This is a genomic window from Enterococcus sp. DIV0800 (genome assembly GCF_050559735.1).
Taxonomy (GTDB): domain Bacteria; phylum Bacillota; class Bacilli; order Lactobacillales; family Enterococcaceae; genus Enterococcus_A; species Enterococcus_A devriesei.
Map to the genome: position 1 here is coordinate 1,913,519 of NZ_CP187898.1, position 21,196 is coordinate 1,934,714.

17 protein-coding genes are annotated in these 21,196 nt (G+C 41.8%); 2 read left to right on the forward strand and 15 right to left on the reverse strand.

Annotated elements, in window-relative coordinates; all coding sequences use genetic code 11:
* Positions 1 to 22 precede the first annotated feature (22 nt).
* The 7 genes from dltD to IGI54_RS09375 form a co-directional block, all read right to left on the reverse strand.
* Positions 23 to 1,288, reverse strand: a complete 1,266-nt coding sequence (gene dltD / locus IGI54_RS09345) for a D-alanyl-lipoteichoic acid biosynthesis protein DltD (RefSeq protein WP_311901090.1) — start codon at positions 1,286 to 1,288, stop codon at positions 23 to 25.
* The gene (gene dltC / locus IGI54_RS09350) at positions 1,288 to 1,521 is read right to left on the reverse strand and encodes a D-alanine--poly(phosphoribitol) ligase subunit DltC (RefSeq protein WP_430620531.1); all 234 of its coding nucleotides are present in this window, start codon (positions 1,519 to 1,521) and stop codon (positions 1,288 to 1,290) included. Before dltC ends, dltD begins: the two co-directional genes overlap by 1 nt.
* Positions 1,522 to 1,560: 39 nt before the next feature.
* The gene (dltB, locus tag IGI54_RS09355) at positions 1,561 to 2,778 is read right to left on the reverse strand and encodes a D-alanyl-lipoteichoic acid biosynthesis protein DltB (RefSeq protein ID WP_313630006.1); all 1,218 of its coding nucleotides are present in this window, start codon (positions 2,776 to 2,778) and stop codon (positions 1,561 to 1,563) included.
* On the reverse strand, positions 2,778 to 4,289 hold the full coding sequence (gene dltA / locus IGI54_RS09360) for a D-alanine--poly(phosphoribitol) ligase subunit DltA (protein WP_430620532.1): 1,512 nt from the start codon (positions 4,287 to 4,289) through the stop codon (positions 2,778 to 2,780). The genes dltB and dltA overlap by 1 nt, the downstream gene beginning before the upstream one ends.
* Before the next feature lie 44 nt (positions 4,290 to 4,333).
* On the reverse strand, positions 4,334 to 4,483 hold the full coding sequence (locus IGI54_RS09365) for a teichoic acid D-Ala incorporation-associated protein DltX (RefSeq protein WP_071860695.1): 150 nt from the start codon (positions 4,481 to 4,483) through the stop codon (positions 4,334 to 4,336).
* A 273-nt stretch (positions 4,484 to 4,756) separates the two neighbouring features.
* A complete protein-coding gene (locus tag IGI54_RS09370) occupies positions 4,757 to 6,769 on the reverse strand; it encodes an FtsX-like permease family protein (RefSeq protein ID WP_313630008.1) in 2,013 nt (670 codons plus the stop codon).
* Positions 6,759 to 7,526, reverse strand: a complete 768-nt coding sequence (locus IGI54_RS09375) for an ABC transporter ATP-binding protein (RefSeq protein WP_216428245.1) — start codon at positions 7,524 to 7,526, stop codon at positions 6,759 to 6,761. Before IGI54_RS09375 ends, IGI54_RS09370 begins: the two co-directional genes overlap by 11 nt.
* 343 nt (positions 7,527 to 7,869) lie before the next feature.
* On the opposite strand from IGI54_RS09375, the gene nrdD reads away from it, so the two are divergent.
* The gene (gene nrdD / locus IGI54_RS09380) at positions 7,870 to 10,062 is read left to right on the forward strand and encodes an anaerobic ribonucleoside-triphosphate reductase (RefSeq protein ID WP_216428243.1); all 2,193 of its coding nucleotides are present in this window, start codon (positions 7,870 to 7,872) and stop codon (positions 10,060 to 10,062) included.
* Positions 10,063 to 10,132: 70 nt separating this feature from the next.
* Complete coding sequence (gene nrdG, locus IGI54_RS09385) at positions 10,133 to 10,735, forward strand: anaerobic ribonucleoside-triphosphate reductase activating protein (protein WP_379945871.1); 603 nt, start codon at positions 10,133 to 10,135, stop codon at positions 10,733 to 10,735.
* A 42-nt stretch (positions 10,736 to 10,777) separates the two neighbouring features.
* On the opposite strand, the gene dinB is transcribed toward nrdG, so the two are convergent.
* From dinB to IGI54_RS09425, 8 genes are all read right to left on the reverse strand, one after another.
* Positions 10,778 to 11,887, reverse strand: coding sequence for a DNA polymerase IV (gene dinB, locus IGI54_RS09390; protein WP_430620533.1), 1,110 nt, complete (start codon positions 11,885 to 11,887; stop codon positions 10,778 to 10,780).
* A 341-nt stretch (positions 11,888 to 12,228) separates the two neighbouring features.
* Complete coding sequence (locus IGI54_RS09395) at positions 12,229 to 12,759, reverse strand: prevent-host-death protein (RefSeq protein ID WP_071860689.1); 531 nt, start codon at positions 12,757 to 12,759, stop codon at positions 12,229 to 12,231.
* Positions 12,760 to 12,825: 66 nt separating this feature from the next.
* Positions 12,826 to 13,863, reverse strand: a complete 1,038-nt coding sequence (locus IGI54_RS09400; RefSeq protein ID WP_430620534.1) for a DeoR family transcriptional regulator — start codon at positions 13,861 to 13,863, stop codon at positions 12,826 to 12,828.
* 114 nt (positions 13,864 to 13,977) lie between these two features.
* Positions 13,978 to 16,071 carry a heavy metal translocating P-type ATPase gene (locus IGI54_RS09405; protein ID WP_430620535.1) on the reverse strand — a complete coding sequence of 698 codons (2,094 nt, stop codon included), beginning with the start codon at positions 16,069 to 16,071 and terminating at the stop codon, positions 13,978 to 13,980.
* A gap of 50 nt (positions 16,072 to 16,121) precedes the next feature.
* Positions 16,122 to 18,296, reverse strand: coding sequence for a heavy metal translocating P-type ATPase (locus tag IGI54_RS09410; RefSeq protein ID WP_430620536.1), 2,175 nt, complete (start codon positions 18,294 to 18,296; stop codon positions 16,122 to 16,124).
* Entirely contained in the window at positions 18,297 to 18,506 is a 210-nt protein-coding gene (gene copZ / locus IGI54_RS09415; RefSeq protein ID WP_430620537.1) for a copper chaperone CopZ, read from the reverse strand.
* Between the two features lie 34 nt (positions 18,507 to 18,540).
* Positions 18,541 to 18,981, reverse strand: coding sequence for a CopY/TcrY family copper transport repressor (locus IGI54_RS09420; protein ID WP_071860684.1), 441 nt, complete (start codon positions 18,979 to 18,981; stop codon positions 18,541 to 18,543).
* Between the two features lie 155 nt (positions 18,982 to 19,136).
* Positions 19,137 to 21,194 (reverse strand): heavy metal translocating P-type ATPase, encoded by a 2,058-nt coding sequence (locus IGI54_RS09425; RefSeq protein ID WP_430620538.1) that lies wholly within the window; start codon positions 21,192 to 21,194, stop codon positions 19,137 to 19,139.
* Positions 21,195 to 21,196: the final 2 nt, after the last annotated feature.

A 21,196-nucleotide genomic window follows, 5' to 3' on the forward strand; every position in this document is an offset into this window, starting at 1 on the left:
CTCAAGAGATTGACGTCTATTTTTATTTAATATCTAGCGGGTTGGTCTGTTGCCACTCATGACTTAGGAAATACGTATTGTTAATAGCGTAATTCTCTTTGATCGGTTGGCGATTTTTTAAGAATGGTGCGATTTTTTTATCTGCCGCTAACCACCCGTTCCAACCTAGGTGAATCGTGTCTTGCATAAAGTAAGGCGTGTTTCCTTGATCAGTGTAGTCAGCAATGTTGTTAAAGCCTTGAGAAGTCAATTGGTATTTAATCTTGTCAGAAAACTGCTGCAGCATCTCTTGAGAAAGTCCTGTGTATTTAGCCCAGCGGCCATTTACTGGCGGAATAATAAAGAGACAGTCCGCATGTTCTTTAGATAATTGATCTAAAGCCAATTGAAAATCAGAGAATTCAGGCGAATAACGATAGTCCCAATTTTTTTGCGAATCGGCAAAAAGATTCATATGTGGTTTGATCCGTTGTTGATAAAAGTGCTTTTGGATGCCGAATTCATTTCCTTGAGTTGCTCGCTCTCCTAATCGATCAGCCAAGCTGCTTAACTCATTATGTTTGTATTCAGTTGGCAAGGCTTTGACATTTTTATCGATTGCCTCTTGCTTACTTACCATGCCGATGGTACTGAATAATTCATCCTCGCGTTCCAGCATATTCAATTTCAAGCGGCTGAACATCACATCTGTCTTGTCCGGTAATTTGCCAGCCTTCACGGCAGCCAGCATTCGATCCAAGCGTTCGTCTTTTCTTACTACACCATAGTCAGTCAAACGTTGAGCCAAATAGCGATCACTGGTTTGGACCTTCTTTAAGCGCAGCAACCAGCTCAAGGTTTGCTCTGGGGAGTAGTAGGCATCAAAATAATCACGCTTAATCCCATCTTTAACAAACCATTGCGGAGAAATGATAAAGACCGCCTTACGATCTTTCAATTCACTGCCTAATGACTGCATCATCATGAATTGGGTCAAAGACTGTGTACCCGGTGCCCCCATCAAAAAGGGCGTATAGCCACGGTCATATTTTTCAGCCAGGACCGATGGATGGAAAGGGCTGATTCGACTCAACTCAGAAGAACCAAAAAACGGTACATACTTATCGGTACTTAAAGCTTCCTTTGTAATACTGTTTCCTCGTAAGACATTTCCCGCCATCGAACTTGAGGCAGCCTTGATCAATTTCGGATCATTGCTGTCGATCTTAAATGGTGAAAAAAACAGAAGAACCAATAGGACCGCCGCCAAAAGGATCGGGCCAAAGATACCGAAGAGTTTCTTTTTCATTAAGCTTCTAAAGCCTTCATTTGTTGGATGATTTTGTTTGGTGTATTCCATTGAGCGCGGTCGAACTCAGATACAGGAACTTGAACGCCTAATTGCCCTTCGATCTCCACTAATAATTGGACTGTTGCCAATGAATCCATCAAACCTTCTTCAAATAAGTCGACATCTGGATTGTCTCTTACTTCATCTGTTCCTGTAATATCTTCTAAAATGCTGAATAATGTGTCTTCCATGTTCCTCGCTCCATTTCATTTTTTATAAGTAAAACTCTTTTAACGCATCAAAAAGTTATGAAAGAATAACTTGTCTAAAAAGCCTGAGAAGATTAAAAAGCTCAAGCAGACGGCATTGAAGGTCAAGAAGACCGCCAATGCGTGGGTAAATTTATTCGACGGCAGCTGTTTCTTGTGTTTCTTTTTGAAACGCAGCCAAGCATCCGTCAAACAAATCAAGGTCGCATGATAAATCCCATAGACGATGTAATACCATGTCAAACCGTGCCAGACACCCATGATCAAGAACAACGCGAAATAACCGACATTGGAAGCCACGATCCGGCTTTTGAAGGTTTTCTTTTTGATCAAGGTAAACATCAAGCGCATGTAAATATAATCACGGAACCAGAAGGAAAGCGTCATGTGCCAACGATTCCAGAATTCTTTGATATTCCACGATAAGAAAGGTTTGTTAAAGTTCGGCGGCGTTTCGTAGCCCATCAGCTTGCTTGTCCCTACCGCAAACAAACTATAACCGGCAAAATCGAAGAACAAATACATGCTGTACACGTACATATAAGCAACTAAGCCCCAAGAAATTCCACCGTGCTGCATCGCCATCCGATCAGCGATCGGCAATAGAACCTGACCAAAATAGTAGCCAATGATGAATTTATATAAAAATCCAACAAAAATATTATGAATCCCTGAGCCTAACAAATCGATATATTTTTCCGGTGCAGGCGGCTCGTTCAAGTCCTTTTCAAAACGACGATAGCGATCGATCGGCCCCGATGAGATCGTTGGGAAGAACAACAGAAACTTGATGTAATTCAAAGGACTGTATTCTTTGATCATGCCGTCTCGCATCTCCATAATAATCTGAACCGATTTAAACGTCAGATACGAGATGCCTAGAAAACCGAAGATAGAATTTTGTCCATCCATAAAAGGTGTTACTTTAACAAAAATCAATGGGACAATACTTAAAAAGACCGCTAGATAAAAGATATTCGCTTGATTTTTATTTTTGCGGTATTGGTGATATCCCCAAACCAAGATACTTTGGAAGATTACATAACCAATCAAAGCGATTCCTTGACGGTAATCTTTTCCGCCAAAGGAAATATACAAAAAGAATATGGTGATCAAAGATTGGTACCAACTGATTCGTTTACCACGAAGCAATAAACTTAAGATCAGCGGCAACAACGCAACCATTAAAATAATGAAATAAATCGGTGACGCATAAGGCACCATGTGAGGGATATACATTAACTATTCACCTCATTAATCAGCCACTTACGATCAATCTTGCCATTCGCTGTCCGTGGCAATTGATTCACATAAACAAATTTTTGCGGGATCATATAATCCATCACGCCTTCAGCCAACTCTTCTTTAATTGCCTTCGTCAATTGATAGGCTTTTTCAAAGTCATTGTCATTTGCAACGACATAGGCCACTAGCTGTTGGACTTTGTGGTCTTGATATTTTGGCACTACCGTTGCTTGCTTCACATAAGAAACGTGTTCCAAATGATGATCGATATCTTCTAGTTCGATGCGAAAGCCATGCAATTTGACTTGAAAATCGATCCGTCCTTCATAAAGCAATAACCCATCTGTCTGCAACCGACCCGCATCACCAGTACGATATGCTGGCACGCCATCGATCTCGAAAAAGGCCGCCGCGGTTTTTTCTGGATTATGCAAATAGCCTTTTGAAACACTAGGGCCTTTGATAACGATCTCGCCGGCTTCACCTGGTGCTGCAAGCTGATCTTCATCGTAAATTAAAACCTCGGTGTCTTCTTTGACATAGCCAATCGGAACACGATCATATTGATCCAATACTTCCGCGGTGACTTCGATCAAGGTCATCGCCACCGTTGCTTCAGTTGGTCCATACGTATTAAAAATTTTGGCATTGGGGAAGCGCCGAATTAATTCTTCCGCTGTTTTACGTGTCAGTTCTTCGCCGCAAAATTGGAAAATCTTTAATGAAGGAACGTGTCCACCATCGAAGGTTTTCTCCATCAAACAAATATCCATGAAAGAAGGCGTCGAGACCCAAATTTCCAAGTCTAAGCTTGGTAAAAAGCTGAAGAGCTTTTTGAAATCATTGATGACGGCTTTTTCCATCGGGATCAAGATACCACCACTGCAAAGAGCAGGATAAACGCTCATCACGGATAGATCAAAGGAATACGGCGCTTGGGATAAGAAACGCATTCCTGGCTGGATACCGAAATCTTGCAGATCCCAATTCGTAAAGCTCAATAAATTATCATGACTGATCTGCACCCCTTTTGGTACACCTGTCGTACCAGAAGTGAAGATAATGTAAAACGTCTCATCATCCTTCACTGGCTGCAATTCGATTTGTGCTTGTTCGGTTTTAAAAATTTGAGCCAACTCAGTTGGTGTAACAACGGGAATCTCCGTCGCCAGTTCCTCAGGCCATGGCAACACACTTAAAACTAAAGCAGGCTGCGCGACGTCTAAGATCAATTGAATGCGATCTAAGGGTGTGTTCGATTCGATTGGGATATAGGCATGACCACTTTTGGCTGCCCCTATGAAGCTAGTGATCATTTCAAACTCCAGCTCACCAAAAACAACGATTGGTGTTTTGGCAGCGGTTTGTTTTGCTAAATACTGCGCTAAGTTATCAGACCACTGCTGCAATAATTGATAAGAATAGCTGGCTGTTTCAGATTGGTAGGCTAACGCCTCTGGTTGATCGATCGCCCATTGATCAATCGTCGTAATGATATTTTTCATAACTATCCCTCCGTTCGGGTTCAGACGAAATTGTGCTGTTGAAACTAAAATTCATTGTAGATAAAGTTACCGCCTTGGATACTCTTGTAATGGTATAAATAGATTAAGATCAGCACGACTGCAAAATAGAAAATCGTCTTGCCGATAAAACTCAACCAATAACGAGTTGTCGGACGGCTCAAAAATGCCTTCATCAAATCGCCCTCTCTTTTTTTCTTTCGTAGCTTATTATAGGACGATCAAAATAATCTTCCACGCATTCAACTTACATTATCTAGTTTCAAACGAACAGTTTTGTCACATCAGTTATTTAAATATAAAAACCGCGACACCCACCGTGCCGCGGCAAAAAAAGTTATAAAGAAAAGTTAAATCTTCCGTTTGCTGATCTTACTATTACCAATTTAAAATCAATGATTTGATAATTGGTCGAGCTGACAATACGTTAAAAAAACGACCTAACAAATTTAGAGCAATCTTTTTTGATAGGCACTGGAGAATAAATAGAAAACTCCATAGACTACTAGCATCAACCCGCAAAATAAGTAAACAAAGCCATAATCTGCGTTCTGAGCGATATGAGAAATAACCGAAATAGCCAAAACACTGTGAATCAATGCTAATAAAGCGGGGATAAAGAACGCCACCCGATTTTCTCGATTGATTTCTTGGTAAATCGTCTGATTAGGAATCCCCATTTGTTGTAGCAAGCGATACTGCTTACGTTTTTGATTAAACTCTGACAAGCGTCGCAAAGTTACCGTGCTGGCTGTCGTAATAATAAACGTCGTCGTTACAAAAGTTACAACGAACAAGACCAAGCCAAGACTGCTGCGGGTCCTGCGATAAGTATCTTGATAAGAGGTGTACTCTGAACGATAGATGGTTGAATCGGATTTTTTGGTGCCGGCTCCTTGGGTAATGTCTCCCATTAGCTGATGATTTTTCCAGCTAAGATCATAATGAATCGGAAAATCCCAATCTCCTTTGACATTTTTTTGGACCAACTGGTTCAGTTTGTTTTCATTTTGGGGAAGGACATCAATCGCCTCGATCGTATACGAAATGCCTTCCGTTTCATTGAATAATTGATCCGAAACAACGATCATCCCCGTACCATAGCGTAGATTCGTATCCCCAAAAAAATTGGGGTGACTAGCCTGGACGCTTAACTTCTTATCCTTCAAATAAATCCGATTGCTATAGCGCGTATAGTCGTTCAAATAGCGCTGATAAGAACTTAATACGACGGTAGCATTGGCAGATTTCAATTGAATGTCCCGCAATGTTGGATTCGTTTTTTGAAAGGCACGATAATCTGAGAGGGAAACCATGTCCATGACTTCCGGCTGGGTATTCATCCCTTCTCCTGAAATTTCTACATTTTGTTTCGCCGGCACCGCTTTAAAATGAATGGATTGTCGTTGGTAAGGTTCGACACTTTCCAACTTAGGTACCAGCTTCTGATAACTTTCTCGTGTAATCAATAAAGAAGCCGGAGCGATTTCATCTACAGAACGCATTTCTATCGAAGCCAAAGCTGCCATGCCGCCAAGTATCGCTAGAGCTAAACCTAAGGAAACGGTGATTGAACCTAAAAAACGCCATTCGCTGAATAACCGCAGCTGCCACTCACTGCGTGACAACATACCTAAATTTTTATCAAGCCGCTTCGGGTGAAAGGAATTATACCAACGTAAAGTAAAAGCGAAAAAAAGATAACTACCAATCACACACAACAGAAAAATAATACTCATTAATAGAAAATTACCTTGGATCAAACCGAGCTGATCACTCACCTTGCGAGCAATCGAAATATAAGTCAACGCTAGACCCCAGCCGGTTAGTAAGAACATACCGCCAATTATTGCCATGACCTTTTGCCACGAGGAAAGCTTCATTGCTTGGATGTTTCGCAGACGGGCCTTTTTGACGTGACTGAACTTATAGCCAGACACTAACCACAAAATCTGCAAACAAACAACTGCCAAAATAAACAATACCACGAGCCCAGTCGCAAGAATCGCGTCACTAGAGAAAAAGAAATGGACTTGTAGTGGCAGATCCATCGCTTTGACCAAGATCATGCTAAAGAGTTTTGAAAATAAAATACCCAAGCCGATCCCAATCACGAAGGAAAACACCCCAATAAATAAAAGCTCTAAAATAAACCACAAACAAATTTGATAATAATTCAGTCCATATAAATGGAAGATACTGATATCCTTGCGGCGATTTTCAATAAAAAAACGATTGGTATTCGCCATAAAAAATAAAAGAATCAGTACCACCGCAAAACTGCCGAACCCTAAAACACCAACCAATTGGGTATTTTTTCCGGCACCGCGAATCAAGGGCTGCTCATAGGTCATCGCCGTAAAGGAATAATAAACCATCACCGAAAAAATCAAGCTAAAGAACAGCAATAAATAATTGGATAATTGTTTTTTAAAACCGCGCCAAACTAATTTAATCAGCATTGGCTTTGCCTCCCCCGCCGATCGTCGCCTGCATATCAATCACTTTCTCAAAAAAATCCTTGCGGGTTGAACGTCGAACGATCTCGGAGAAAAAACGCCCATCCTTAATAAACAGCACGCGATTGCAATAGCTAGCCGTGTAAGGATCATGAGTAACCATCAAGATCGTCGTCTCCTCATGAAGATTCACCTCGTCTAAGTAATTCAAAAACTCAGTCGCTGCTTTAGAATCCAAAGAGCCCGTGGGCTCATCAGCAAATAAAATCATCGGACTGGTGATCAAAGCCCGCGCTGCTGCAGTCCGTTGCTGTTGACCGGTAGACAGTTCTTCTGGAAATCGGTCTAAGATACCTTCAATTTTTAAAATTTGCGCTAGATGATCGACCCGTTTCGTAATTTCTTCATAGGAAAGCTTGCTGACTGCTAAAGGCAAAATAATATTGTCCCGCACCGACAAACTATCAATCAAATTAAACTCTTGAAAAATGAAACCTAGATTTTTCCGACGAAAATCTGTCAGTCGGTTCTCCCGCATCTGTGTGATGTCAGCGCCGTCGATCTTCACGCTGCCCATCGTAGGCAGCAAAATCGTTGACAGGATATTCATTAACGTCGTCTTACCGGCACCACTAGGACCCATGATCCCAACGAATTCTCCCTTCTCCACGGAAAAATTCAAATCATTCAAGACCGTCACTTTATTATTGCGTGTGCCATAGCTTTTACTTAAATGCTGCACATCAATTATTTTCTTCATTGCTTGATCCTCCTGTCAAAACGATTTCCTTCTCAAAATTAGACACCTATTTTTAATATCCAAATTTTTTCCTTTATGGTATCATATTTGGGTTGGTTTTTTACGTGAAACGACTGTCTGACAGCTTACATTTTTTTCACATTCAAAACAAATATTTTTAAGTTATTTTAACATAGCTGTAAAGCACGGCCTCATCAGCTTTCATACACTTTTACATAAAGGAACACACTATATATAGTGTGTTCTTCTTTCATTCCTAAAAAAAGCCCCAATATATCGTTGCATGCTAAATCAAAATGCTATATTATTAATAGTGAGATTTAGAAGAAATGGAGTGTTTGTTATGATGGAAATCCATACAAAAGACTCGTTGCTCAACGAGTTTCAATCGTCATTAAAAAATATCAAAGTCGTAAAACGCGATGGACGTCACGTCTCCTTTGATGACCAAAAAATTTATGATGCATTGATTAAAGCTGAAACAAAAATAAAAGGTTCGATTGATCCTTTAGCTCACGGGCGCATCCAATCAATCGTCGAACGCGTAGATGCTGAAATTTCTGAGCGTTTCAACAGTGACATTAAAATTTATGAAATCCAAAACATCGTGGAACATATTCTATTAGAGCATAACGAGTACGGGTTAGCCGAGGAATATATCAATTATCGGACCCATCGTGATTTCCAGCGTAGCAAAGCCACTGACATTAACTTTACAATCGGCAAACTAATCAACAAGGACCAAACGGTCGTGAATGAAAATGCCAATAAAGACAGCGATGTCTTCAATACTCAACGGGATTTGACGGCTGGGATCGTGGGTAAATCCATTGGTTTAAAAATGCTGCCAGCCCATGTAGCGAATGCTCACCAAAAGGGCGACATCCATTACCATGATTTGGATTATCATCCCTATACACCAATGACAAACTGCTGTTTGATCGACTTTAAAGGCATGTTAAACGACGGATTTAAAATCGGTAATGCCGAAGTAGAAAGTCCTAAATCAATTCAAACGGCGACAGCACAGATTTCACAAATCATTGCCAACGTTGCTTCAAGCCAATACGGCGGCTGTTCAGCCGATCGGACAGATGAATTGTTAGCTCCTTTTGCGCGCTTAAATTATGAAAAACATTTAAAAGACGCCGAAGAATGGATCGATAGTCCAGAAAAGCAAAAAGCTTTTGCGAAACAAAAAACACGTAAAGATATTTATGACGCGATGCAAAGCTTAGAATACGAGATCAATACGTTGTTTACTTCAAACGGACAAACACCCTTTACGTCATTAGGCTTTGGTCTTGGAACAGATTGGTTTGAACGCGAGATTCAAAAAGCGATCCTACAAATCCGGATCGAAGGTTTAGGTAGCGAAAAACGCACGGCGATTTTCCCTAAATTGATTTTCACCCTGCGTCGTGGAACCAACTTGGAACCAACTGATCCAAACTATGATATTAAAGAATTAGCATTAGAATGTGCAACCAAGCGAATGTATCCAGATATCCTGAATTACGATAAATTAATTGAGCTGACTGGCAGCTTCAAAGTGCCAATGGGCTGTCGTTCATTCTTGCAAGGCTGGAAAAATGAACAAGGCGAAGAAATCAATGCAGGCCGCATGAATCTTGGGGTCGTTACATTGAATTTACCACGGATCGCCTTAGAATCAGCCGGCAACAAAGAAAAATTCTGGACATTATTAGAGGAACGTCTGCAAATCGCTAAAGACGCGCTTGTTTTCCGGATTGATCGTTGTAAAGAAGCCACACCGGCGAACGCACCGATCTTGTATCAATACGGCGCATTCGGCAAACGTTTGAAACGAACAGATGCTGTCAATGAATTATTCAAAAATAAACGAGCTACGATTTCTTTAGGCTACATTGGTCTTTACGAAGTTGCCAGCGTTTTTTACGGCGGTGAATGGGAAGGCAATCCAGAAGCGAAAGCTTTCACCTTGGATATTATGAAGGATCTAAAAGAACATGCAGATGCCTGGGGCAATGAATACGGCTATCACTTCAGTGTTTATTCAACACCAAGTGAAAGTTTGACGGATCGTTTCTGTCGTTTAGATACAGAGCGCTTTGGTGTCGTTGAAAACATCACGGATAAGGACTATTACACGAATAGCTTCCATTATGATGTGCGGAAAAACCCAACGCCATTTGAAAAATTGGATTTCGAAAAAGACTATCCTAAATATTGTTCTGGCGGCTTCATCCACTATTGTGAATACCCAGTATTGCAGCAAAATCCAAAATCTTTGGAAGCTGTTTGGGACTATGGCTACGATCGCATCGCTTATCTAGGAACCAACACACCGATCGATCATTGCTACGAATGTGGTTTCGAAGGCGACTTCAAACCAACCAAACGCGGCTTTGAATGTCCAGAGTGCGGCAACCATGATCCAAAAACCTGTGATGTTGTCAAACGGACTTGCGGCTACCTAGGCAATCCGCAAGCACGTCCGATGGTTCACGGCCGTCATGAAGAAATCGCCTCACGCGTCAAACATATGAAATAGAAACTGGAAATACGATTGACAGGGACGGCGCTCTTTGCCGCTCCCTGTTTTACTTGAAAGGTGAAAAAACATGCGTAATCCTAAACCAAAAGAATGGCTGGCCAGTGAGTTAAGTCAGCAATACATCGCCGATTATAAGGCCTTCAACTTTGTTGATGGAGAAGGCGTCCGGAATAGTCTCTACGTCAGTGGCTGTCCGTTTGCCTGCGAAGGCTGCTTCAATGCTGCTGCACAAAATTTTCATTACGGCAAGCCCTTCACCCAAGAAATTGAAGATCAATTAATCGCGGATACAGCCCACGATTATGTTCAAGGTGTCACCTTCTTAGGCGGCGAGCCTTTTTTGAATACTCAAGTCTGCTTAAGAGTGATTGACCGTTTGCGGGAAGAATTTGGCGACACGAAAGATATCTGGTCTTGGAGCGGCTACACGTTTGAGGAGCTGTTGCAAGACAGTGAAGACAAATTAGAAATGCTCAGCAAGATTGATATTCTCGTTGACGGACGTTTTGAACTGGCGCAAAAAAACTTGATGCTGCAATTTCGTGGCAGTGCCAATCAACGGATCATTGATGTCAAAAAATCTTTAGCACAAGGTGAAGTCGTTATTTGGGAAAAGCTCCATGACTCCGAAAAAGCTTTTGAACAAATTAAAAAGAGCGAACTAATTTAGTCGCTCTTCTTGTTTGATGTCTGGCTCTACGAACTAGCTTTTTCACTCCCACAAAGGCAAGACAATATTTTCATAGGCAACGGGATCTAGATTAGTCAAGGTGATACCGACTAAGCGGATCCCTTTTTCGATGCCGCCAATTTCCTCCCAAATCAAACTAGCTTGGGAAAATAGTTCTTCTTTTTTTTCTATGTAATAAGGCAGCGTCACTCGCCGCGTCACAGTCGTATAATCTGTATATCGAATCTTGACGACTACCGTTTTGCCATGCCGCTGCACGCGTTTTAAGGAGCCTTCGACCTTTTCCGCTAATTGCCTTAACTGACTTAAAACCTCGTCCTCTGTGGCCAATGGACGGCCGTAAGTATGTTCTTTCCCCACCGACTTGCGTTCACGAGTAACACTGACGGGCGAGTCGTGAATTCCGCGAACTTTTCGATACAAAGAATAGCCCATCTTACCAAATTCCTGGATCAAAAACATTTCACTTTTTTCGTATAAATCCTCGCCAGTAAAAATTCCCAATTCATTCATTTTCGGTACGGTCTTTTTCCCAACACCGTGAAATTTTTCAATTGGTAGCTGCTTTAAAAAGATGACAGCTTCTTCTGGTGAGATCACTGTCATGCTTCGCGGTTTTTGATAGTCAGAGGCCAATTTAGCCAAAAATTTATTATAACTAACTCCGGCCGAACAAGTCAGTTGCAGCTCCTGCCAAATATCTTGCTGAATCAAGCGAGCAATTTTGATGGCTGAACGGGCATTGATTTTATTTTCTGTCACATCTAAGTAGGCTTCATCAATTGAGACGGGTTCGATGATATCTGTATAGCGATGAAAAATGGCTCGAACTTGTTGCGAGACCGCTCGGTATTTTTCGTGATCGCCGGGTTTAAAAATTGCTTGGGGACAAAGCTCAAAGGCTTTTTGAGCGCTCATTGCTGAATGAATCCCATAAACTCTAGCCTTGTAATTCGCGGTCGTCACGACTCCTTTTCCTCCAGTATCAGAAGGATGGCGGGCGATTACTAAGGGATGCTTCGCTAATTCAGGATCATCCCGCTCCTCAACCGACGCAAAAAAAGCATCCATATCAATATGAATAATTTTTCGCGTCGTATCATTTTTTAATGGAAAAACTAAATCGGCCACAGAATTCACCTCCCCTTTCAGCGTCCTTATCAATGATTCTGGTTCCATTATAACCGAACGTTTGTTCACAGACAACTATCCCGTAGTCTCTCAGCTAACGACCTTACCGCACTAAAAAAGGCTTTCGCGAACTCGCTCAGCTTTTGAGCAATAAGACCAAACGATTTCGAAATCGTTTTGCTTATTGCCGATAAAGCTAGTTCGTGAAGCCAGACATGGCTAGACCTGCTGTAAAGTGATTTATTCATGTAAAAATTTTAGACTTTCTTTATAGTAAAAAAAAGGCCTAAGCTTTTGCTTTAGACCCCAAATTTATTTTTCTGATTCAGCGCTTGAACGACTTAACGTTCAATCAGATTGACTTTACGAATCATCAGCTTATCCGCCGCTGCTCGCTGGAATTCTTGGGCTTCACCAAAAATTTCAGCGTAGATGACTTTATTATGCTCCCTGCGACGCAATTGATAAACGATTTTACCGCTGTCTTCCAGTTCCTTCATCATTTCCGTAACACCGCCAAAGCCAGTCTTCTTCGTAATAAAGCCGGTCGCTACCATGCGTTCGTCTAAGTAGCGGGCAGAAATCACTGAGCCTTTCGCTAAGGTGGTTCGTAAAGCCGTTGCTAATTCCTCTAATTCTTCTGGGACCGGTAATTCCCGCTCCACTGGTTGGTATAATGTATCTCGTAAGGTTGTTAATTCTTCAATTAAAGCTTCGTACTGTTCTTTCGTCAACATCACGCCAGCAATTTTTTCGCGATTGAAGACATAGACCCCAGTGTCGGCTTTGCGAGCTTGAGCAAAAACATCCATTGGTGATTTTTTTACTTCTGTAATCGAAGATGTCGGAACATCTAATTTTTTTAACCCCATCTGCTCTCCTCCTACGCGTAGTCTTCATCATTATAGCATAACCCTTCATTAAGCAAAAACATCCCTCTAAATTCTTTCGGTTGAAGATAAAAAAGCTTGATAGCCCTCCTGAATTCGCAACGAAGTTTTTAAGTTGGGATTTAAGGATAACGAAACTTGATAACTGGAATAAAGGATATGATTCAGCGCCAACGCCAATTCATCAATTCGACAGTTCCTTAATAGCGAAATCGATCGTTTCAATTCCTTGCTAAAGGAAAATAAAATCGCCGGTACTTCTCTTGTCTTCCATTTTTGGTTGAAAACCGCTAAAGGCAAGCCTTGCTGGATACCTAAAAACAAATCAAATAATTTAAGAATAAAAACTTGTTTACTAGGATTTAATTCCCACATAGGTTCCATCTCAATGATTTGCAGGCTCCTGATGATTTCTTGGTATAAAGGGGTTTGATATTTTTCATGGCAAAGGTAAAACGTCAGACAAGCTTGGATATGATGACGCAGATAATCAAAAAAACAAAGCTCAGCAATGTTTTCTGGCAAAGAAAAATCAGCTGCGAAGGTCAACAGCATTTCTTTGTCTGGGATCAACTCTTGCTTTGGATAAAAAAGCTGCTGCTCTTCATAATGCCGAGCCAGACGACGATACAACGCTCGCTCCTCTAACTGGCAAAAATCTCGTAAAAACTTCAACTGCAGATGGAAGATCAAACGAGTATCCCCGCTTAAACACCCTCGTCGTCGATTAACTGAAAGATTCCAAATAAGTAAATAATTATTTAATTGCTTGATTTTTCTATACTCAATTTCTTGTGGTCCATCACTCCATAAGTATTGTTGGAACAGCTTGAAGGTGGAATTCTCTAAAAGGATTTTGCGATACAACTCAGAAAAACTCGTTACGTTGGACCAATCAAGCTGCCATTGAGCTATTTTTTTAGCATAACCCTTTTCTTGTAAACCGTTTAAGTCCCGTAAAACGGTTTTCCTGCTAACGCCAAGCCGCCCCATTAATTCCTTTACTGTATAACATTCTTCTTTCAATAACTCGATTAGTTGCAGCTGCCGCTGTTCCTTTTTTCCTGTCATAAATTGCCAGATCATCCTTCGCCCTTCTTTCCTGCTCCTTGCCGATAGGTCTCTTATTCAACATAGCATAAGTTCAAAGGCTTTAAATTCTCAATTTTTTTCCAAAAAAAAAGAAAAACGCCTGAAAACTCAGACGTTTAACGTCATGGCATTGATCGCCACAATGATCGTACTTAAAGACATTAAGATTGCTCCAACAGCTGGGCTTAATAAAATCCCAATTGGTGCCAAGATACCGGCGGCCAAAGGAATCGCTAAAATATTGTAGCCGGCTCCCCACCAGAGATTTTGGATCATTTTACTATGAGTTCGCTTAGCCAAGCGAACGAATTTTAAAATATCCTGTAAGTTGCTGTTAGTCAAAACAACATCAGCTGAATCAATCGCGATATCTGTTCCGGCACCGATCGCCATCCCAATCGAGGCTCTCGCTAATGCTGGCGCGTCATTGATCCCATCACCGACCATCATGACTTTTTTGCCTTTATCTGTATAGTCCTTAATAATTTTTTCCTTGTCATCTGGCAAGAGTTCACTGTAAAACTCTTTAATGTCCAAATAATTAGCAACTGCTTTCGCTGCCTCTTGATTATCACCTGTTAGCATGACTGGTTCAATCCCATTGTCTCGCAAGCTCTTGATAAACTCTTTAGCCTGTGATTTTAGGGTATCGCCCATAGCGAAGAAAGCAACTAGCTGATCGTCAATCAACAAGAAAGAAATTGTATTGCCTTGGGCCTGATAATCTTTCAATTTCTCTGGATCAATTGTCAACTGTCGTTTTTCGATTTCTTTTTGATTCGCTAAAATCACTTGATGTCCTTCAACAGAGCCTTTCACACCAATCCCTTTTAAGGTTGAAATATCTTTTCCTTGATAAGGTTCGATTTGTTCAGCGGTTAAATAATTCATGACTCCAACGGCTAATGGATGATTCGTTTGCGCTTCCAACGCGCCGATATACTTCAACACTTCTGTCTTGTCCATCTCAGTCAGGCTTTCAACCCCGGTCACTGTGAATTGACCTTCTGTCAACGTCCCTGTTTTATCTAAAAATACATAATCTAACTGATTGCCTTGTTCCAACGCCTGGCGACTTTTTAATAGCAACCCATTTTTTGCAGCTAAAGAAGTCGACCGAGCGATTACTAAAGGAATCGCTAAGCCTAATGCATGGGGACAGGCGATTACGAAGACTGTGACCATGCGGTCCAAGGCTTGAGGCAAATCTGCTACAATCAGCCAAGCGATAAAAGTTAAGATCCCAGCGGTTAGTGCGATATAAAACAGCCATTTAGCCACCTTATCAGAGATCGATTCCAGCTTTGATTTTTCTTGCTGGGCTTGTTTCACCATCGTCATAACTTTCGCTAAATAGCCATCTTCACCGGTCCCCGTTACTTTTAATTGGATGGTACCATCACCGTTGACGGAACCGCCAATCACTGAGTCGCCAACCGTTTTCTGAACGCCTTTTGATTCACCCGTTACTGCCGATTCATCCACGATCGTCGAGCCGTCGATAATTTCACCATCAGTAGGCATTTTGTCGCCGGCCCGTACTAACAATCGATCGGCTTTTTTTATTTCTTGCAGTTTAACTTTTTTCGTAGAGCCGTCTGCTTCGATCTTGTTGACTTCGTCTGGTAACAATTCAGCCAACTTCTTCAATGCATTGCTGGCATTAGAAACAGCACTCATTTCTACCCAGTGCCCTAGTAGCATAATAACGATCAGCGTTGCTAACTCCCAGAAAAAATCCATCACATGGGCCGCAGGGTTCATTTTATTCGCTACAAAAGAATACAAGCTGTAAATATACGAAACCGAGATCCCCATCGCGATCAAGGTCATCATCGCGGGACTTTTCATTTGTAATTCCATTTTGGCGCCACTTAAGAAGGGCTGGCCACCGTAAATAAACAGAATCGTCGCTAAAACTAAGACGACCCATTCAGAACCAGGAAAAGTGAACTGGAAAGGTAGCTGCATTCCCATCATCGGTGAAAGTACGATGATGGGGATCGCCAAAATCAGCGAGAGCCAAAATTTTTGTTTAAAATTGCCCATATGCATCGAATGATCCATGCCACCATGATCCATTTCGTGATCCTCATGACCGTGCATTCCGTGATTCATCTGCTGATGATTACTCATCTCATGATGTTCATGTGCCGAATGATCCATTTCCATCGATTCATCCATTTGTTCTCGCTGTTTCATAGCAACTCACTCCCAATTCTTTTTAATCTTATTTTTCAATATTCGTTAGTCTACAATTTTTTCTGATTCAAGCTCAGTGAATTCAACAAAACACTAACTGAGCTGAAGGCCATCGCACCGCCGGCAATAATTGGATTCAAAAAGCCGAAGGCCGCAAAAGGAATTCCAATCACGTTATAACAAAAGGCCCAGAATAGATTTTGCTTGATTTTCCGTAAAGTCAGCTTAGATAAACGAATACTTTTTTCAACCGATACAAGATCGCTATTCATCAAGGTAATATCTGCTGTCTCCATCGCGATGTCCGTTCCACTGCCCATTGCAATTCCGATATCTGCTAAGGCCAAGGCTGGCGCGTCATTGATTCCATCGCCTACCATACCAACAGATTCTCCCTTTGTCTGCAACTCCTTCACAACTTGGGCTTTGTCTTCAGGTAATACTTCTGCAACGATATCCGCAGACTGCAAACCGACCTGTTCACCAATGTAACGAGCGGTCTGAGGATTGTCTCCTGTCAGCATTTTCACTTTGATGCCTAGTGTGTGAAGTGCTTCGATTGCCGATTTAGAAGAGGCTTTAACTTGATCAGTCACGGAGATCATCGCTAAAAGATTGGCTTGATCGGTCAAGAACATCACCGTCTTACCTTCCTCTTCTAACGCTATCACACGATCTTCTACAAATGAAATATTTCGCTCCTTCAAGCCCCGTTTTGATCCAACAAAATATTGTTTGCCATTGATGATTCCTGTCACACCTTGTCCAGTCAAACTTTCAAATTGTTCAACCGGTAAAATTTTAGTCTGGTCTTTACCATATTGATAAATCGCTTTTGCAAGTGGGTGTTCTGACTGCTGTTCCAAACTCGTCAGATAAGCCAAGGCTTGCGGATCAAAAGCTTCAAAATCAGCGACCACCGGTTTTCCTTCAGTGATGGTCCCCGTCTTGTCTAAAACTACCGTTGTCAGATGCGCGATTTTTTCTAACGCACCGCCGCCCTTAATCAAAATACCGGACTTCGCTCCTAAACCAGTGCCCACCATAATCGCTGTCGGCGTCGCTAAACCCAAGGCACAAGGACAGGCGATTACTAAGACAGAAACACTGTGAACGATCGCCAGCTGCCAATCACCTGTAAAGAAGCCAGTGACCAGCAAGGTCAGTAACGCGATGCCTAAAACAGTCGGGACAAATATTTTCGAGATTTTATCCGCAATTTGCTGGATCGGCGCTTTTTCCCCTTGCGCGTCCTCCACCATCCGAATGATCCGAGAAAGTACCGTCATACTGCCAACTTGGGTGGCGGTAAATTGAATACTACCAGTCGTATTGACCGTTCCGCCAAACACTTGATCTTCTACTTGTTTATCAACCGGCAGACTTTCCCCAGTCAACATACTTTCATCAATCGTCGTTTGACCAGCCAAAATCTTGCCATCCACCGGAATCTGTTCTCCAGGACGAACACGCAGTAAATCCCCCGTTTGAACTTTTTCAATTGGAACTTGCTGCTCTACACCGGCAACGATAACCGTCGCCGTTTTGGCTTGCAGACTCATTAGCTGTTTGATGGCGTCGCTAGTTTTGGTTTTAGCTTTTTGTTCTAAATATTTTCCCAACAAGATCAACGTGATGATCATGCCACTGCTTTCAAAATACAAATCAGAGTTATGGGGATTAAAAAAGCCATTATAGACACTAAGTAAGAATGCCGCTGACGTACCCATCGCTACCAAAACGTCCATGTTTGGGGCTTTGGTCTTCAAGGCATGATAAGCGCCGCGATAAAATCGTTGACCTACTCCAAATTGAACTGGGGTCACTAAGATCAATTGAACCAGTGGTAAGTGTAGAAAATGAACCCAGCCGGCATGACTACCTAAAAGCATCGCGACCATCGCGATCATTAAAGGGGCCGTTAAAACCGCACTTAAAATCAAATCACGTTTCATTCTTTTTAAGTAAGCGGCTTTTTCTTGCTGAATCTTTTGCTTATGTTCCTCGTCAAACAGAATTGCCCCATACCCGATAGCCTCGACTCGTTGGATCACTTGCTCTGCACTAAGGGTATCGTCAAATTGGACAGTGGCTTTCTCAGTCGCTAAATTGACATTCGCCTCCAGCACACCATCGGTCGTCTTCAATTCTTTTTCCACTCGGGCCGAACAATTAGCGCAAGTCATACCAGTAATCGCGAATGTTTCTACGGTTGCGTCTGCCAATTAGATCACCTCAGTTTCATACCCTGCCTCAGTCACTGCTGCAGCGATTTGGTCTGCTGAAACTTGCGCTTCGTCGAATTTCACCGTACCATTATTTTTCTTAAGATTGATTTTCACTTTGTCGATTCCATCTAATTGATTGATCGCTTGCTCCACTTTTGCCACACAGTGATTACAGCTCATTCCGCTAATTGCAAATTGTTTTCTCATTTTTTACGTCTCCATTCTTATCTGTTTTATCTTTTTATTGATGATGTTTGCATTCGCATTGCCCAGGAATACAGTTACATTCAATTTTTTCTACTGTTTGCTTGTTTACCAGCTGCTCTTGAATCAATGCAACATCGGCATCGGTCAATTCAGCTTCCGCTACCAACTCGGCGATTGTTTCCCCAATTCGCTTCGCACAAATATGAGAAAATAAATTTTCCGTCGCGCTCTTAACTGTTTCACCTTCGCTAATCGCTGGATAATAAATATATTTTTTCCCCGCTTGCTCAGTACGGACGGCTTCTTTTTTCACTAAACGCCCTAACAGCGTTTTGATCGTCGCCGGTTTCCAGTCCATTGTCTGCCCTAAAATATCAATAATTTCTTGCGCGGTAGTTGCTTTTTGCGTCCAAATCACTCGCATGACTTCCCATTCAGAATCACTGATTTTAATCGGTGTAATCGTCATAGTCATAAATTTTCACCTCTTCCGTTTACAAATGTAATCTACTTTTTAAGTTTACAATTGTAATCTCAATTCGTCAACTAATATGTTGAATATTTTTCTTTTTATTTTTTTAAACGCAAAAAAAGCTTTGGGAACGAACAGTCCCAAAGCTTTAACGTTACTTATTTTGCTCGCAAACACCGCATCGCATTCAAGACTGCGATCACGGTCACACCGACATCTGCGAAAACAGCGGCATACATTGTAGCAAAGCCCAATGCACCTAAGATCAAGACGATCACCTTTACGCCAATCGCAAAGACGATATTTTGTTTGACGATTTTCATGGTTTTACGAGCGATCCGAATCGCGACCGGAATTTTTTCCGGTTGGTCATCCATGATTACGACATCCGCTGCTTCAATGGCAGCATCTGAGCCAAGGCCACCCATGGCGATCCCGATATCCGCGCGTGCTAAAACCGGTGCATCATTCATTCCATCCCCAACAAAGGCGGTTTTTTGTTGACGTTTCAATTCATCTTCTAAATGAATCACTTTATCCTCTGGCAATAATTCACTGTAGACTTGATCGATTCCGATTTTGTTCCCAATTGCGTCAGCGATCCCAAGATTATCCCCAGTCAGCATAACGGTCCGCTTGACACCCAGCTTTTTCACTTCGTTCAACGCTTCAGCAACATTATTTTTCAATTCATCTGCAATCACTAAATGTCCAATATATTTTCCATCCATCGTCACATACACGATCGTACCGATTTCGTCGACTACTTGAAAGGAAATATTTTCTTTAGCTAATAATTTTTCGTTTCCAACTAAAAATTGATGCCCTTCAATTATAACCGAAATACCATAGCCAGCAATTTCTGTTAACTGACTAACTGGCGACAACGGTTGATCAACGTAGTTCACGATGGACTGCGCGATCGGATGACTCGAGCTTTGCTCCGCACTGGCAACATAACGTAGGAAATCGTCTTGATTGATGGTGGTCTCAACCTTTTGCACTTCGAAAACGCCTTTGGTCAAGGTTCCGGTTTTATCAAAAACTAGCGTTTCGACATTCGCTAACGTTTCAATATAGTTACTACCTTTGATTAACACGCCAGCTTTACTTGCTCCACCGATTCCCCCAAAGAAGCTCAACGGTACCGAAATAACCAACGCACAAGGACAAGAAATCACTAAGAAGGTCAATGCACGATATACCCAATCATAAAAGGGCTCACCGGTAACAAGCGGCGGTACTATTGCCAACAGCGCTGCTAAACCGACAACGATCGGTGTGTAATAACGAGCAAAACTAGTAATAAAGTTTTCCGCCGGTGCTTTTTTACTGCTGGCATTCTCAACTAAATCCAAAATTTTGCTAACCGTCGACTCACCAAACGTCGTCGTCACTTCCACCGTCAGCTGCCCACTTTGATTAATAAAACCACTCAAAATCTGTTCATCAGGATGAATGCTGCGGGGGACGGATTCGCCTGTTAAAGCAGAAGTATCCAGCATCGAGCTTCCTTCTTTAACGATTCCGTCTAAAGGAACTTTTTCACCTGGTTTGATTAAAATTTGATCGCCGACTTGGATCGTTTCCGGTGCGACTTTCTTTACTTCACCATTTTGGATCAAATTCGCCGAGTCAGGTCGAATCGCTAATAACGAACTAATTGATTTTCTAGATTTTGCCACCGCATAATCTTGGAAAAATTCACCGACTTGATAAAATAGCATGACTGCCACCGCTTCTGGGTATTCGCCAATCGCGATCGCTCCAATCGTTGCTACAGCCATCAAGAAATTTTCATCAAAGATCTCACCATGAAAAATATTGGTAATAGCGGTCTTCAATACGTCATACCCGATCCACAAATACAAAACTAAGTAAGCAACGAGCTTCCACGGCATTGCCGGTACAACGATCGCTAATAAAGCTAATGCCAGGACAGCGACCACAATTTGAATGATTTTTCCTTTAGAGTCTTCTTCGACTTTTTCCGTTTGGACACTATTGACCTCTACATCAGGTTCCAGCTTATAAACTACTTCCTTTGCTTCTTCCGTCACGCGATCAATTTCCTTTTCAGGCGCCACGATTGTCAGTTTGGTGCTGATAAAATCAACTTGCGCTTTTTCCACACCTTTGATTTGTTGAACTGAACGTTCGATCTTAGCTGCACAGTTTGCGCAATCCAGTCCGTCTAACCGATATACTTTTTCCATGA